This window comes from Methylomonas sp. MgM2 (assembly GCF_054172045.1).
On record NZ_JBSYXO010000006.1, the window covers coordinates 162,615 to 177,331 of the forward strand.

A 14,717-nucleotide genomic window follows, 5' to 3' on the forward strand; every position below is an offset into this window, starting at 1 on the left:
CGGCGGAAGCCATAAGCCGCGATGTTTTATTTACTTTCTTCAGGTTTACTGTGAGCTTAGCGATTTTTGATTTGGATAACACTTTAATTGCCGACGACAGCGATTTCTTATGGGGGCAGTTTTTAGTGGATCGCGGCATAGTTGATAAGGACTATTACGAACAGACCAACCAAAAGTTCTACGAGGATTACAAACACGGCTCGCTCGATATTGCGGCGTTCCTTAGCTTTTCGTTAGCGCCTTTGGCCGCGCATGATGTTGATCAGCTCTACTGCTGGAGGGAAGAGTTCATAGAAACTGTGATCAAACCGATCACGCTTAGCGCCGCACATGCTTTAGTAGAGCGACACCGCACGGCCGGCGACACGCTTTTGGTCATTACGGCTACCAACCGGTTCGTAACCGCGCCTATCGTCGAACTTTACGGCATCGACCATTTGCTGGCGACTGACCCGGAGTTTATCGATGGCCGATATACGGGCCGGTTTATAGGCATTCCGTGTTTTCAGGAAGGCAAAGTCAAGCGACTGGAAGATTGGCTCTCCGCCACACAAATGACTCTAAAGGGAAGCTGTTTCTACAGCGACTCCCATAATGACCTGCCTTTACTGAAGTTGGTTGACAAACCTATAGCCGTCGACCCGGACCAGAAGCTGCGTCAGGCCGCGGATGCGGCCGGCTGGCCGGTTATTAGCCTGAGATGACGCGCGAAAATCAGGCCGCGTCGACCAGCCCATGCCGGCCCGCCAATATAATATTGAATCGCTTCTATTTTTTTTGTATAAAGAAGATCTGTTTGTCCGCTTCCTTAAGAATCTTCAATGGAACATGCCCCGCTTGATCAATATAGACACCAAAGTCCAAATGGGCGGCAGGATCGGTGGCAATGACTTTAACCACCGAACCACTTTCAATTTCCATGATAGCTTTTTTCAGACGTAATAACGGTAAGGGGCATTGCAAACCACTGGCATCAACTTCTAAGTCAAATTCGATCATTTTTTGCTTAACCAAAATTAGCGATAGATAACAGTATCATATCACCAACCCTAGCCGCGAAAAATCAAGCACCCAATGGATTACTTTCCGCTTTTCCTTACACTGAAAAACCAACCCTGCCTGGTCGTCGGAGGCGGCGATGTTGCCGCGCGCAAGATCGAACTGTTAGGGCGTGCCGGCGCCAGTATTACCGTAGTAGCCGAGGCTTTCGGCAAAAGCGTGCTCAGTTTACAAACCGAGCTAAATCTGACTTTGTTACAAAAACGTTTTAGCGACCCGGATGTATTGGGCATGAAGCTGGTGGTTTCCGCCACCAACGACAAGGCAACCAACCGGCAAGTCGCCCGAGCGGCCAATCAGCATCAGATTCCGGTAAACGTGGTTGATGATCCGGAATTGTGCAGTTTTATCTTTCCGGCCATAGTCGATAGATCTCCGTTGATTGCCGCTGTATCCTCAGGCGGCTCTTCCCCGGTTCTCGCACGTTTATTGCGCGCGAAGATAGAAAGCGTTATTCCATCCGCCTACGGCCGGCTAGCGCAATTTGCCGAAGGATTTAGGCTATCAGTAAAGCAACAAATAAAACATCCCGCACAGCGCCGCCTATTTTGGGAAAACATATTGAACGGCCGCGTTGCGGAACTCGTTTTAATCGGCAAGACCGAGGACGCCGAGCGCGAATTTATTCGCTGCTTAAACAATGCGGATCAACCGAAACCGGTAGGTGAGGTATATTTGATCGGCGCAGGCCCGGGCGACCCGGATTTGCTAACCTTTCGCGCGTTACGCTTGCTTCAGCAGGCCGATATCGTGGTCTATGACCGATTGGTGTCACCGGGTATATTGGAAATGGCCAGACGTGATGCGGAAAAAATTTACGTCGGCAAACAGCGCAGCAACCATAGCCTAGCGCAAGAATCGATTAACGAATTACTGGCGAATTTGGCACTAGCGGGGAAACGCGTCGCTCGGCTGAAGGGGGGCGATCCCTTTATTTTCGGGCGCGGCGGCGAGGAAATCGAGACGCTGCTGCAACAAGGCATCAGTTTTCAAGTGGTACCCGGCATAACGGCGGCTTCAGGCTGCGCCAGCTATGCAGGCATCCCGTTAACCCATCGCGATCATGCACAATCCTGCACCTTTGTTACGGGACATTTAAAAGACGGCAGCATCAACCTGAATTGGAAACAGTTAGCCATACCTAACCAAACCATAGTGATTTATATGGGCTTGGTTGGGTTGGAAAACATATGCCAAGCTTTGATTGACCACGGTCTACCGTCCGATTACCCTATTGCCATTATTCAGCAAGGTACAACACCTAATCAAAAAGTAATCACCGGCACCTTAAGCAATATGCCACAGCAGGCACATCAAGCCGGCATCAAGCCCCCCACTTTAATAATTGTCGGAACCGTCGTCCGCTTGCATGAAAAACTGGATTGGTTTCAAAGACGCGAATCGGATTAGATTCAAATACGCCCGCTTCAGAAGAATTTAAGTTTAACCGGGAAAAATTGGGCTGGAGGCTAGGAAAATCGTCCTGTTTTAAAGAAAAGCGATTGAATTTTTCTGCAAAATTCCCTATCCTTTCCTGACTTTCTTTCCATTGACCATTGGATTGCCCTATGTGGTTCATGGTCCTTTTTTAATCACAACGAGAGAACATAAGAATGAAAAAATCATTTGGTTTATTAGCAGGTGCCGCTCTGATTGCAATTAGCACTCAAGTAGCCGCCGACGAAGCGAAAAAAGTTGGTGAGAAAATTTACGAGCGCGCTTTCGGCCGCGGTTGCGGCGCTTGCCACGACATCGCTTCTAACCCTCAATTAAAAGAACTGATCAAAGCCGGTAAACTGCCTAAAGATCAATTCGCAAAAGTTTTGAAAGAAGGCAAAAACGGTATGCCTAAAGCCGTTGAAGCCATCATGGCTGTCGGTCCTGTTAAGAAAGCAGGCTATACCGAAGACCAAGCTATCGACGCCGTATACTCTTACCTGAGCGAATAATTAAAGTCTTCAGGCAAACAAAAAGCCGCCACACGAATTGCGTGTGGCGGCTTTTTTATGCTCTCGAAAAATCCTAATCTTAGTTAATCGTTCCGACAGCGGCCCAAATAAATCGTACGATTTTTTTGATGAGTGAGGCGATAGCGATTACGCAACCAAATACACCCCACTGCGGCTATCATCAAGCCACACGATATGAATGTCAAAAAGACCAGATCCTTTAAATCAGTCAATTCTTTGATCAACCGCTGATTAACCGCATCGTCCTGAACCTTTACCTGGGTGTGACCGGTGTAAGTACTTAGCACTTTTACATCGCTTTTCAAGTCCTGGAGCGTGTTTAATGAATCCACAAGGCTGCCGCGCTTGATATTTTCCTCCAGCGATCGCAGCTTACTTTCAATCGAACCGCTGACGAGGCCGAACAACTGACCTTTCAATGCATTTATTTCGGCTGAAAGTGCCGGATTTTGCAGTGCATAGCTTACCGTCCCAGCTTGGTTTGCTTGAATTTCTTCGATTGTGTCTTGCTTTGGCATTAAGAATATTCCCATCGCAAATACCGCAACCATCAATGCAAATACCAATACCAACAGAAACCGATTGATCTTTACCAAGGCATGGTGTCGTTGGACAGCCTGAAGTAAAGCTAGCGATTGTGATTTACTGTTGGCATCATCCAGATTAATCTCGGGTATATCGCTCATTATTGTTATAGTGTGGCTAATCAGGAAGCGTTTGTGCAAGACGGAATAGTATGCAACTCAAGGCCACAAACCCAATCTTACCCATGATAATCCATTATACAAGCTTCACTGAAAATGTCCCGCCTTAATATCAGACAAACTTAACGGCCCTTTTTTGCCGCAATCCGCATTCTCAACGCATTAAGCTTGATAAAACCTTCCGCATCTTTCTGATTGTACGCGCCACTATCTTCCTCGAATGTCGCTATGTTTTCGTCGAATAGACTGTTATCCGACAGGCGCCCAACCGTAATAACATTACCTTTATATAACTTCAGGCGTACTTTGCCGTTCACATTGACTTGCGACGCATCAATCATGGTTTGCAGCATCTTGCGTTCTGGACTCCACCAATAACCGTTATAAATCAATGATGCATAACGCGGCATCAACTCGTCTTTCAAATGCGCCACTTCGCGGTCCAGCGTCAACGATTCGATGGCCCGGTGCGCCTTCATCATCACGGTACCGGCCGGGGTTTCGTAACAGCCGCGCGATTTCATACCCACATATCGATTTTCGACGATGTCCAATCGACCGACGCCGTTTTCCCCGGCAAGTTTATTTAGCTTCTCCATCACCTGATGCGGTGTATGCGGCACATCATCGATCGCAACGATGTCGCCGTTTTGATAAGTCAGTTCAACATAAGCGGCTTGATCGGGTGCGTTTTCCGGTGAAACCGTCCAACGCCACATATCTTCTTCCGGCTCGGTCCAAGGATTCTCCAGAATACGGCCTTCGTATGAAATGTGCAGTGAGTTGGCATCCATGGAATACGGCGAGGTTTTGCCTTTTTTCATTTCTACCGGAATGCCGTGTTTTTCGGCGTAATCCAACAGTTTTTGCCTGGAGTTCAAATCCCACTCCCGCCATGGCGCAATAATTTTGATATCCGGCCGCAAGGCGTAGGCACCCAATTCGAAACGCACTTGATCATTACCTTTACCGGTCGCACCGTGAGCAATCGCATCGGCCTCGGTTTCGTTGGCAATTTCGATCAAGCGCTTCGCAATCAAGGGACGAGCAATCGAAGTACCCAGTAAATATTCCCCCTCGTAAATCGTGTTTGCTCTAAACATCGGAAATATAAAATCGCGGGCAAACTCTTCTCGCAAATCGTCGATGTAAACTTCCTTAATACCCGCCGCCTTGGCTTTCGTGCGCGCGGGCTCCAACTCTTCCCCTTGACCGATGTCGGCGGTAAACGTCACCACCTCGCATTGATAGACATCTTGCAACCATTTAAGAATAACCGAGGTATCCAGACCGCCGGAATAGGCCAACACCACTTTTTTGACTTCGGACATATGTGTTTTACACCATAGATTTAAGAATAAAAACGGCGTGAATTATAACGGAAAACAAACCGGGTTTACTTAACAAGCCCGACCTTTGCCGAACATTTACAATACTTCAGCCAACATATCGGCTATTCTGCGAGTTGCCCCTTGATTACGCAATACAAAGGCTTTAGCTCTAGCAGTCATTTTATTTCGGAAGTCCACGTCATCCTTTATTTGCAAAACGGCATCCACAACGGCTTGTGGATCATTGCATTGAATCGCGGCTTGTTCGGCCAATATCCTTTCGGCAATCTCCTTGAAATTAAACATCTCCGGTCCAAACAACACCGGCACGCCAACCAATGCCGGCTCCAATACGTTGTGCCCCCCAACCGGAACCAGACTGCCTCCGACGAATGCCACATCCGCGGCTGCGTATAACATTTTCAATTCACCCATGCTATCGGCGATATAGACATCCGCTTCTGCGGAAATTGACGCCGATTCACTCCGCATCACCACAGTCAGACCTTGCTCTTCGCATAACTCTTTTACCTGCCGAAATCGCTCCGGATGCCTGGGCGCAATCATCAATAACAATTCCGGAATATGGGTTTTTAACGCGCGGTAAACCGGCAAAAGCAAAGCCTCTTCACCCTGATGCGTGCTGGCAAGAATCATCACAAATCGGCCGGCTAATCCTTGTTGTTTGAAATTCCTTCCAGTCGCGATAACCGACTCGTCTATAGTCACATCGAATTTAATATTTCCCAATACCGCGATCCGCTCCGGAATAGCTCCGATTTCTATGAAGCGTAATTTGTCTTCTTCAGTCTGTGTAGCAATTCGACTAATACATCGAAATGCCGGCTTAATCACCCCGGGAATTTTTTTATAAGCGGGGGCAGCGTATTCGGACAATCGTCCGTTTATTACAAATAAAGGTATTTGTCGTTGGGAACAGATTGCAAAAATATTCGGCCAAATTTCCTTTTCTATAAATACAGCTATTGCCGGATGGAAATGGTCAAAAAAACGGTTAAGTATTAAAGGTAGATCGTAAGGCAGATAAACATGTTCAACTTGGTTTCCCAACGTGGCGCGCACCCGGGCCGACCCGGTGGGCGTAATGGTGGTCACCAAAAAACGACGGTGGGGATGCTCCGTACGCATCAGTTTAATTAATGGAAATGCAGCCTCCGCCTCTCCAACCGATACGCAATGAAACCAGATTAGATTCCTTTTCGGACTTCCCTCATAGAATCCAAACCGCTCTCTCCAACGCAGCGAATATCCCGGTACTTTTTTGTCACGCCAAAATAGCCGCAACAACACGACAGGTAAACTGCAATAAAAAACAAATGTATACAAATAACGCATTATATGAGTCAGAGCTTCAAACCGAGTAGCTTGGACTGTCTAGTCGACTGCAAAAACATCTACTCGAAGATAGCCAATTTTATGAATACTAAATAATCAACCCAAATACACAAAAGCATATACGGGAAATCAAAGGACAGAATTGTACAGGACTATAGCTAAGTTTTCGGCAATTCTATTTCCCTAACCAGGGCAATCGCGCAAATCGTTGCGGAAGACGGTTGGATGGCGTCCAATCCGCATTTGGCAATCACCGCAACCTCTCATCCGGTGGGGATTACCGTCAGATAACGGCATTGCAGTGTGCGATTTACCACGGCCGGCCAACCGGGCTGCGATTTTCCAGATACCGATTGTTGGGTCGACCGGCAGGACAATGCGCAAACCCATCGCCGGGAGCTGGAACTGCCGGAAGGCCTGCATCAAGTGGTGGTAGAAGCCACCGACTGGTACGGCAACAGCAGTGAAAGTCAATACCGCGCCGCCGAAGCCGACCGTTGAAGTGTTGTCCGGACACAAAGGACGCACTTTGTGGCACGACGGCCCGTTGACAATTAAACTGACAAGGGTAACGACCGTATATGGGGGGCGATGACGATTACGATCAGCCGTCAGGCGGCTATGGTAGCGATACTTTATCCGGCGGCCCGGGCAAGGATAAATTGACGGGAAACAACGGTAATGATCGAGACTGTTGGGCGGTAGCGAGGACGATGCGCTGTCGAGCCGCGACTCCGCGCCGTGTCATGCAAAAAAGCCGCCGATAAGGTGTTTTGCCGGGCATGCGGTAACGGTTTTATTCCGGAAAAGCAGCAAGGCAAGCAGGCATTGAAACCAACGACGCCAAAAGGCACAACGCCGCGGATTTACAAGCGTTGATCGATCATGAGTTGCCGGCAAGATTGCTGGAGGAGATTTGCCGGCCGAAAGTGGCTGCGGCGGTTACGCGATCGGTTTTGGACGAGAATCAGGATTTGCCGCAACACCCCGCCTGTTTGCCGTGCAACTGTATCGGCGGACAAGGGACGCTCCCATAGGAACAAAACACGCAACAGTCGCCGGGCTTAGGCTTTAACAGAGTATGGCAGCCCTGACACTCGTAAAACCAGAGGCAGGCATCGCTCGGCATGACCTCGGTTTTGCGGTGTCCGCATTCCGGGCAGATCAGTGTTGATTCTAAAATGACCTCGTTGTTCATCGTTACTTGTCCTATGATTTTTTATCCGAACCCTGCGACACAGGGGCGGTAATGTCGCGACAACTCCGCATGGCGATGCTCCTATTTGACTGACTGAGCCGGCGAATTTCCGGGCATTAGCGCAACCGCAATCGAGCACGGTGCGTGGTGCCCCGGTAATCGGCGTCGCTTGAACCGGTTTCGCGGCACACTTCTTCGGCTTCCAAGCCCACCAGTTCGCGTAACATGAATGCCTTGGCCATTTTCGGCGGTAGATAGTTCCGACAGGTTTCGTAGATGTCCCGGAACTCCTGTCTTGAACGCCGCTTCGGGATCGTTCCAGGTTATGGGGCCGCCGTTCCAGTGGTCATTGTTCATGAAAGACGCGTCCTCATAGGCTGCATCAGTGCCGTTAACGATTTGGTCGCAACCAAAGTTAGCGATTTCACGGCTGCTACGCCGCCGGTGGTCGGCAATTTTATGTTTCAAGTGCCGATTAGCCAAGTGCGTAAACCAGCCTTGCCTTGGAAACTCGCAGCCGCTTGCCAAGCGGGCAGCAAGGTTCCCTGCACGGCGTCGTCGGGCCGGTTCGTTATCGCGCAGTTGCAGCAAGGCATAGCGAAGCAGTCCGGGGCGATGTTCGGCAAGTAGGATTTCGCTCAGTTGATCGGATGCGTTCATTGCGGCGTTCAACAACATGCATCATCGGCCTTGGCCGATTCACTGCCGGATCCAGGCGCGCAATCGAATAAGGATATCGTCCAAAATAACTTCCCGATATGGCCATAGTCACTGGGGACGTAGCGAGTGAGGATGTCGGCAGCAAGGACGCTGCCGTCAAGCCCCCATGGAAGGGTTCACGGCGTTCCTCATTCGGTATGCCCCAGGGTACGGGAAGTTGTTTTTGGCCGAATCCTAAAGAGCTTTCCCGGTTCGCGGGCGAGGGCCGCCGCTTGAGGCGCTGCCGGCGAAGGAGTAGATAATCCCGGCCAATTTATCGCGAACGCCGTTACGTTGAATAGGAAAGACGCCCGGCCCGAAAAGGAGTTATTCCCAACGCTTCATGACGCTCTCTGTCGATAATAATAGCTTTTATCTATTCAGGATCCCGATATGCAAAACCCGATTCTTTTTCTCGGATTGTTGATTTTTAGTGCATCCCTATTTGCTCATGGCCCGACCCCGCAAAAGGCCAAGGAATCGGTCACGGTCAATGCGCCCTTGGCCAAAGTTTGGGACGCGGTCAAAGGTTTCGATGCGATCGGCGACTGGCATCCCGGCCTGAAAAAAAGCGAGGGCGACGGGGTGAACGCGTCCGGCGGCAAACGCACGCTGACCTTTCAAAACGGCCAATCTTTGGTGGAAGAATTGGATTATTACAGCGAACAGGATCATGAATACAGTTATCGGTTAAAAACCGAGAATACCCAAGCCTTCCCGGCCAGCTCCTATAGCATCGAATTGAAAGTGGTGCCGGGCGAGGCGTCCGGCACCAGTTTGGTCACGCTGAAAAGCCGTTTTTACCGGGGTGACACCGGTAACACTCCGCCGGCTAATCTTAACGATGAAGCGGCCGTCGAGGCCATGACCGCATTCTTCAAAAACGGCCTGGCCGGGTTAAAAAGCAAAGTCGAATCACAATAAAGACCAAATCAACAGGAGGAGATACCATGAACACCAGTCGAATTGCCGGTCTCGGCATGAGCGTGACACTGCTGACGAGTTTTTGCGCGTTTGCCGAGGATTATATGCCTGCCGAATACAGGCCTGCGGTCGAATATACCGGGCAAAATACGGTAGTCACTTCCACGCCGCTTAACGAGCCCGAAGCGAGCGCATCAGCGGAATCCGGTTCCGTTTCGGCGCCTGAAACCGTCGAACCTCAGCAACTGGCAACAAGCAAAAACCGGCCGGAGCCGGCCGAGACGAAAGCAAAAAGTTCCGTTGAACCGGGCACTAAACCGGCAGAGACTGCCATCGTTAGCGGGGAAAGCGAAGAATCGCTGCTATCCGGTCGCAACGGACTGTTGGTCTTGCTGGCTGCATTGGGTATTTTCATGTTTTTCAGAAAAAAGCCCGTACAGCTTGCTCAGGCCGCATCTGAACCGCCTACGTCCGCGATCACCGGGGTCGAACGATATTTGGAAAAAGTATCCCCAAAGAAGACGGGTGTGGCCAAATATTTGGAAAGGCAACAGGCATCCGCGCCCAGCACGGGAGTCGCAAAGTATCTTGCCAAACAGGCGGCTAAAAATTGAACCCGACCTGAATGACCATGCGGATTCCTCCATACCATGAGGCGTCCGCTCTATTCAATGGCGCTACCTTTTGCGGAATAAGGGGCATTTCCGATGATGCCGTGGCGATTGGCCATCAAAGCCAATTCCGAAAGGGTTCTGACGCCCAATTTGTCTTTGACCGACGTGGCGTGATTGCACACGGTCTTATTGCTTAGACACAGGCTGTCGGCGACTTCCCGGCTGGTCATGCCGGTTGCCAGCAGTCGAAAAATATCGAATTCGCGCGGAGACAGGGATTTAATTCGGTCAAGCTCGCCCCATTCGGCTCCTGAACTGATCGCCAGCTGTTGAGCTATGACCGGTTCCACGAAAGTACCGCCCTCGGCAATCAGGCAAACCGCCGTGACCAATATGTCCGGCGCGTTGTTTTTGCTGAGATAGCCCCTGGCTCCCGCCTTGATTGCACGCGTCACGTAAACCAATTCGTTATGCATGCTGAAAACCAGAATCTTGCAATTCGAGTGGCGGCTGATGAGGCGCCGCATGCTTTCCAGGCCGCCCAGACCCGGCATGGATAAATCCATCACCACAACGTCCGGCTGCAATCGGGAATAAAGCTGGCAAGCCTCTTCGCCCCGTTCCGTTTCGTAAATGTCGCCAATCCGCTCGGACAACGATAGCAATGTCTTATACCCGGTTCTAACCACGGCATGGTCGTCGACCAGTAGAACACTAATTTTTTTTATCACCCGATAAAACCTCGATCGTATTGATTGCACGTTAGCCCCCGTTCGAATCGGGCGCGGCTTTTTACTGAAGTTGGCTGGCCGGATTGCTTGTTTCAGTGCCGGTAGAGCCGCATATGATGCCCGTTTAATTCGGCTTGGAACATGGGAGCTTTTCCCGATTTGCCCCGACATCGAGTCGCTCACCGAATATGGGACGTTTTCCGGCGTTCTTTGCGAACTTTTCCTATCCGATTCATGGAGTTTTTCCGTAACGGCGCCGGCCCGGTCCTCTATATCATTTTCGGCAGCGCGGCTGGTTGGCCGGTCACCTATGATGCACTTGATCAAAAGGCTTTTTTGCGATGCTTTCGGCCATCGACGCCGCGCCTCTTTTCAGACATAAGAAAAACCCTGGAGGACACATGCAACAACTCGACTTGCGCATAGCCGGGAAAACCGCGGCCTTGCTAGCCGGCGGCATCCTGAGCGCGGCGCAACCAGCCCTGGCGAATAAAGAATTGGAACAGCTTTCCAAACAGAACACCAACTGGGTCATGCAAACCAAAGACTACGCATCGACCCATTTCAGCGAAATGATCGACATCAACGCCAACAACGTGAAAAACTTGAAAGTGGCGTGGTCGTTCTCCACCGGCGTCTTGAACGGCCATGAGGGCGGTCCGCTGGTGGTCGACGGTATCATGTATGTGCATACGCCCTATCCGAACAACGTGTTCGCGATCAGTCTGGACGAACCCGACAAGATTTTGTGGCAATTCAAACCCAAACAAAATCCGGCCGCCCGTGCAGTAGCGTGCTGCGACGTGGTCAACCGCGGTTTGGCCTACGCGCCGGCCGGCAAGGATTATCCGGCCACGATCTTCTTGAACCAACTGGACGGCCATGTCGTCGCGCTGAACGCCAAGACCGGCGAGTTGCGCTGGAAAATGGAAAACTCCGACATCGCCATGGGTTCGACCTTGACCGTGGCGCCGTTCGTGGCCAAGGATAAGGTCATCGTCGGTTCGTCCGGTGCCGAATTGGGCGTACGCGGTTACGCCACGGCTTATAACGTCAAGGACGGCAAGCAGGAATGGCGGGTCTATGCCACGGGTCCCGACGAAGACATCAAATTGTCGAAAGACTTCAACAAAGCCAACCCGCACTACGGCCAATTCGGCTTGGGCCTCAAAACCTGGGAAGGCGATGCCTGGAAGATAGGTGGCGGCACCAACTGGGGCTGGTACGCCTACGACAGCGACCTGGAAATGCTGTATTTCGGTTCCGGCAACCCGGCGCCTTGGAACGAAACCATGCGCCCGGGCGACAACAAGTGGACCATGACCATCTGGGGTCGCGACATCAACAGCGGCGAAGCCAAATTCGGCTACCAGAAAACCCCGCATGACGAATGGGACTACGCCGGCGTCAACTACATGGGTTTGTCCGAGCAAATGGTCAACGGCAAGAAAACCAAACTGCTGACCCATCCCGATCGCAACGGCATCGTCTATACGCTGAACCGGGAAACCGGCGATTTGGTCAACGCCTTCAAGATCGACGACACCGTCAACTGGGTCAAGAAGGTCGATCTGAAAACCGGCCTGCCGGTGCGCGATCCGGAATATTCGACCCGCATGGATCATCAAGCGACCGGCATCTGCCCGTCGGCTATGGGTTACCACAACCAAGGCATCGAATCCTACGACCCGAACAAACAATTGTTCTTTATGGGCGTCAACCACATCTGTATGGACTGGGAGCCGTTCATGCTGCCTTACCGAGCCGGCCAATTCTTCGTCGGCGCGACTTTGAACATGTATCCCGGTCCTAAAGGCACCCTGGGCCAAGTCAAGGCTATGAACGCGGTCACCGGCAAAATGGAATGGGAAGTTCAGGAGAAGTTCGCGGTTTGGGGCGGCACCATGGCCACCGCCGGCGACTTGGTGTTCTACGGCACCCTGGACGGTTACATCAAGGCCCGCCATTCCAAAACCGGCGAAGAACTGTGGAAGTTCAAGCTGCCTTCCGGCGTGATCGGCCACCCGATTACCTATAAACACAACAACAAACAATACGTTGCGATTTACTACGGTGTCGGCGGCTGGCCCGGCGTCGGCTTGGTGTTCGACCTGGCCGACCCGACCGCGGGTCTGGGTGCGGTCGGTGCGTTCAAGGAATTGGCGCACTACACCCAAATGGGCGGCGGCGTGATGGTGTTCTCGCTATAAACCGTAGAGTGGGCACGCAATGCCCACCTTGTTGGCCGAATCGAATCGGTGGGCATTGCATGCCCACCCTACGTTGAATCCCAAAATACATGAAAACGACGACACACTTATTAACCGCCTTGGCGCTGGGCATTGGGTTTTCCACCGCTCAAGCCGAGCAGCCGGCATTGAAAGTCTGCACGGCCGAAAACGAAATGCCCTATTCCAACCAAAACGGCGAGGGCTTCGAAAACAAATTGGCGCAATATGTTGCCGAGCAAATGGGCCGTAAGCTGGAAACCGTGACTTGGAAGGACCCGCGTTACTTCATACGCGATTATGTCGACAAAGGCTTGTGCGACGTGGTGATGGGCGTCGATTACGGCGATCCCAGGCTGTACACCACGGTCCCTTATTACCGTTCCGGCTATGTCTTCATCACTCGCGAGCAGGACAATCTGGAACTGGAAAACTGGGACAGCGAGGCCTTACAAACCGCCAAGCGCATCGCCTTTATACCCGGTACCCCGGCCGAGACCATGCTGCGTGCGATAGGGCGTTACAACGATATGTTCAATTACCAGCACGAGCTTGTCGGTTTCAAGTCGCGCCGCAACCAGTACGTCAAGTATGAAACCGAAAAACTGGTCGACGAAGTCGCGTCCGGCAACGCGGAAATCGCCGTGTTGTGGGGACCGGCCGCGGCCCGTTATGTAAAGGCCTCCGCTACCCCGTTGAAGATGACCGTCATCCCCGACAACAACACGCGGGCCGACGGCGAGAAGGTCGGCTTCCATTACAGCACGGCGATCGGCGTGCGTAAGGGCGATGTGGCTTTGCTGGAACAATTGAACAAATTGATTAGAAAAAATCAGGACGATATCGAGGAGCTGTTGGAAGCGGAAGGCATACCGCTTCTGAAAGAACCCGAAACCGCCTTGTCGATGAATTAACAGGAAAATCAATGAAACTTAAAACCATTTTGAACGGTGCCTTGCTGAGCCTGGCGGTGGCGGGCATATCGTCCGCACAGGCCGACATCACGCTGCGCCATGCCATTAACGGCGAACAGCTGGATTTGAGCTTCGCCAAAAAAGGCGGCAATACCGAGCAATTCAAGCAATTCATGCAAACCGGTAAAAACCCCTACAACGGCGACGAAGAGGCCGTCAAGAAAGGCGAAAGCCTGTATATGACGGGTTGCTCAGGCTGCCACGGCCACGAGGCGGAAGGCAAGCTCGGCCCCGGCCTGGCCGACGACTATTGGACTTACCCGCGCGGTTTGACCGACCAGGGTTTGTTCGAAATCTTGTTCGGCGGGGCCAACGGCATGATGGGGCCGCAATACGTCAACTTCAGCACCGACGACATGCTGCACATCATGGCATTTATCCGCAGCATCTATAAAGGCGATCCGAAAAAAGCGGAATGGTTGAAGTAACACGTTTACGGCGAAACGGTACCCCTCTTTGAAAAAGAGGGGCTAGGGGAGATTTTCTAACCAAATCCCCCCTCGATCCCCCTTTTCCAAAGGGGGAAGAAGATGGTTATCCAATAAATTTATCAGGAGATCAACATGAAACGATTATTGATTTTGAGCACAGCGCTATTGTTTTTGGGCTTGACAGGCGCCGCGAAAGCTTACGACGGCACCAAATGCAAGGAAGCCGGCAACTGCTGGGAACCCAAGCCGGGTTACCCTGAAAAAGTGGCGGGGAGCAAATACGACCCGAAACACGATCCCAACGAACTGAACAAACAAGCGCAATCGATCAAGGAAATGGAAGCCCGTAACGCCAAACGCGTCGAGCTCATGGCCAAAACCGGCAAGTTCGTTTACGACGTCGAAGAGCAATAATCGCCTATGGCTGTAGGGGCGAATGGATTCGCCCTTTGCTAACCCCCCGGCGTTTGCCGCTACGGAACCTGCGGCAAACGCCAC

At 51.6% G+C, this 14,717-nt stretch carries 19 protein-coding genes; 12 read left to right on the forward strand and 7 right to left on the reverse strand.

Annotated elements, in window-relative coordinates; all coding sequences use genetic code 11:
- The first annotated feature begins 50 nt into the window (after window positions 1–50).
- Window positions 51–704 (forward strand): histidinol-phosphatase, encoded by a 654-nt coding sequence (locus tag ACW73I_RS07340; RefSeq protein WP_458028585.1) that lies wholly within the window; start codon window positions 51–53, stop codon window positions 702–704.
- A 64-nt stretch (window positions 705–768) separates the two neighbouring features.
- On the opposite strand, the gene ACW73I_RS07345 is transcribed toward ACW73I_RS07340, so the two are convergent.
- On the reverse strand, window positions 769–999 hold the full coding sequence (locus ACW73I_RS07345; RefSeq protein WP_458028586.1) for a sulfurtransferase TusA family protein: 231 nt from the start codon (window positions 997–999) through the stop codon (window positions 769–771).
- 75 nt (window positions 1,000–1,074) lie between these two features.
- On the opposite strand from ACW73I_RS07345, the gene cysG reads away from it, so the two are divergent.
- Both cysG and ACW73I_RS07355 read left to right on the forward strand, forming a co-directional pair.
- Window positions 1,075–2,469: a siroheme synthase CysG gene (gene cysG / locus ACW73I_RS07350; protein ID WP_458028587.1), complete on the forward strand. Its 1,395-nt coding sequence runs from the start codon at window positions 1,075–1,077 to the stop codon at window positions 2,467–2,469.
- Between the two features lie 203 nt (window positions 2,470–2,672).
- On the forward strand, window positions 2,673–3,008 hold the full coding sequence (locus ACW73I_RS07355; protein WP_458028588.1) for a c-type cytochrome: 336 nt from the start codon (window positions 2,673–2,675) through the stop codon (window positions 3,006–3,008).
- Window positions 3,009–3,091: 83 nt separating this feature from the next.
- On the opposite strand, the gene ACW73I_RS07360 is transcribed toward ACW73I_RS07355, so the two are convergent.
- The 3 genes from ACW73I_RS07360 to waaA all read right to left on the reverse strand — a co-directional run bounded on the left by ACW73I_RS07360 (window position 3,092) and on the right by waaA (window position 6,420).
- Window positions 3,092–3,754: a hypothetical protein gene (locus tag ACW73I_RS07360; protein ID WP_458028589.1), complete on the reverse strand. Its 663-nt coding sequence runs from the start codon at window positions 3,752–3,754 to the stop codon at window positions 3,092–3,094.
- Between the two features lie 101 nt (window positions 3,755–3,855).
- Entirely contained in the window at window positions 3,856–5,064 is a 1,209-nt protein-coding gene (locus ACW73I_RS07365) for an argininosuccinate synthase (protein WP_458028590.1), read from the reverse strand.
- 96 nt (window positions 5,065–5,160) lie between these two features.
- Window positions 5,161–6,420, reverse strand: a complete 1,260-nt coding sequence (waaA, locus tag ACW73I_RS07370) for a lipid IV(A) 3-deoxy-D-manno-octulosonic acid transferase (RefSeq protein WP_458028591.1) — start codon at window positions 6,418–6,420, stop codon at window positions 5,161–5,163.
- A 303-nt stretch (window positions 6,421–6,723) separates the two neighbouring features.
- Here waaA and ACW73I_RS07375 point away from each other — a divergent pair, with 303 nt between their 5' ends.
- On the forward strand, window positions 6,724–6,921 hold the full coding sequence (locus tag ACW73I_RS07375) for a hypothetical protein (RefSeq protein WP_458028592.1): 198 nt from the start codon (window positions 6,724–6,726) through the stop codon (window positions 6,919–6,921).
- Window positions 6,922–7,001: 80 nt separating this feature from the next.
- Complete coding sequence (locus ACW73I_RS07380; RefSeq protein WP_458028593.1) at window positions 7,002–7,187, forward strand: hypothetical protein; 186 nt, start codon at window positions 7,002–7,004, stop codon at window positions 7,185–7,187.
- A gap of 200 nt (window positions 7,188–7,387) precedes the next feature.
- Here the strand turns inward: ACW73I_RS07380 and ACW73I_RS07385 are convergent, their stop codons facing one another.
- Together ACW73I_RS07385 and ACW73I_RS07390 are read right to left on the reverse strand one after the other, a co-directional pair.
- On the reverse strand, window positions 7,388–7,618 hold the full coding sequence (locus tag ACW73I_RS07385) for a GDCCVxC domain-containing (seleno)protein (RefSeq protein ID WP_458028594.1): 231 nt from the start codon (window positions 7,616–7,618) through the stop codon (window positions 7,388–7,390).
- A gap of 116 nt (window positions 7,619–7,734) precedes the next feature.
- A complete protein-coding gene (locus ACW73I_RS07390) occupies window positions 7,735–7,860 on the reverse strand; it encodes a hypothetical protein (RefSeq protein ID WP_458028595.1) in 126 nt (41 codons plus the stop codon).
- A 34-nt stretch (window positions 7,861–7,894) separates the two neighbouring features.
- Here ACW73I_RS07390 and ACW73I_RS07395 point away from each other — a divergent pair, with 34 nt between their 5' ends.
- The 3 genes from ACW73I_RS07395 to ACW73I_RS07405 all read left to right on the forward strand — a co-directional run bounded on the left by ACW73I_RS07395 (window position 7,895) and on the right by ACW73I_RS07405 (window position 9,855).
- Window positions 7,895–8,248: a hypothetical protein gene (locus tag ACW73I_RS07395; protein WP_458028596.1), complete on the forward strand. Its 354-nt coding sequence runs from the start codon at window positions 7,895–7,897 to the stop codon at window positions 8,246–8,248.
- A 462-nt stretch (window positions 8,249–8,710) separates the two neighbouring features.
- Complete coding sequence (locus ACW73I_RS07400; RefSeq protein ID WP_458028597.1) at window positions 8,711–9,241, forward strand: SRPBCC family protein; 531 nt, start codon at window positions 8,711–8,713, stop codon at window positions 9,239–9,241.
- 26 nt (window positions 9,242–9,267) lie between these two features.
- Window positions 9,268–9,855, forward strand: a complete 588-nt coding sequence (locus ACW73I_RS07405) for a hypothetical protein (protein ID WP_458028598.1) — start codon at window positions 9,268–9,270, stop codon at window positions 9,853–9,855.
- Window positions 9,856–9,905: 50 nt separating this feature from the next.
- Here the strand turns inward: ACW73I_RS07405 and ACW73I_RS07410 are convergent, their stop codons facing one another.
- Window positions 9,906–10,586, reverse strand: coding sequence for a response regulator (locus tag ACW73I_RS07410; protein WP_458028599.1), 681 nt, complete (start codon window positions 10,584–10,586; stop codon window positions 9,906–9,908).
- A 401-nt stretch (window positions 10,587–10,987) separates the two neighbouring features.
- Between ACW73I_RS07410 and ACW73I_RS07415 the strand changes: the two genes are divergently transcribed.
- From ACW73I_RS07415 to ACW73I_RS07430, 4 genes are all read left to right on the forward strand, one after another.
- Window positions 10,988–12,796 (forward strand): methanol/ethanol family PQQ-dependent dehydrogenase, encoded by a 1,809-nt coding sequence (locus ACW73I_RS07415; RefSeq protein WP_458028600.1) that lies wholly within the window; start codon window positions 10,988–10,990, stop codon window positions 12,794–12,796.
- Window positions 12,797–12,885: 89 nt separating this feature from the next.
- On the forward strand, window positions 12,886–13,728 hold the full coding sequence (moxJ, locus tag ACW73I_RS07420) for a methanol oxidation system protein MoxJ (RefSeq protein WP_458028601.1): 843 nt from the start codon (window positions 12,886–12,888) through the stop codon (window positions 13,726–13,728).
- 11 nt (window positions 13,729–13,739) lie between these two features.
- Window positions 13,740–14,216, forward strand: coding sequence for a cytochrome c(L), periplasmic (gene moxG, locus ACW73I_RS07425; RefSeq protein ID WP_458028602.1), 477 nt, complete (start codon window positions 13,740–13,742; stop codon window positions 14,214–14,216).
- Between the two features lie 135 nt (window positions 14,217–14,351).
- Window positions 14,352–14,633: a methanol dehydrogenase [cytochrome c] subunit gene (locus ACW73I_RS07430; RefSeq protein ID WP_458028603.1), complete on the forward strand. Its 282-nt coding sequence runs from the start codon at window positions 14,352–14,354 to the stop codon at window positions 14,631–14,633.
- Window positions 14,634–14,717 lie beyond the last annotated feature (84 nt).